Source organism: Rhizobium ecuadorense (genome assembly GCF_001187535.1).
In the GTDB taxonomy this organism is placed as follows: Bacteria; Pseudomonadota; Alphaproteobacteria; order Rhizobiales; family Rhizobiaceae; genus Rhizobium; species Rhizobium ecuadorense.
The window spans coordinates 1-282 of sequence record NZ_LFIO01000077.1; the positions used below are offsets into that span (position 1 = coordinate 1).

Sequence of the window (282 nt, forward strand, 5' to 3'; positions counted from 1 at the left end):
CGCAGGGGATAGGCCCGGTTCGCGGGGAAATGGGCGGTTACTAGCCCATCCAAGGTGTTTCGACCGCTTGAGAAACACAGCCTGGCTGTTTACGACGAACCAACCTCGGTGCTCGATCCGATGACATGGTCGCTGTCCGCGGAAGAACGCATGACGGTGATGGTGGTGACCCACGAAATGGGCTTTGCCCGCAAGGGCGCGCAACGCGTGGTGTTCATGGATGACGGCGCCATCGTCGAGAGCGGCGCGCCGGATGAATTCTTCGCCCACCCGAAAACCGAC

Annotated in this window: 1 pseudogene; it reads left to right on the forward strand. The window is 61.3% G+C overall.

Going from position 1 to position 282, the window contains the following annotated elements:
- Positions 1-81: 81 nt before the first annotated feature.
- Positions 82-282 (forward strand): annotated as a pseudogene (locus tag AF337_RS44930) (amino acid ABC transporter ATP-binding protein); the annotation flags it as partial.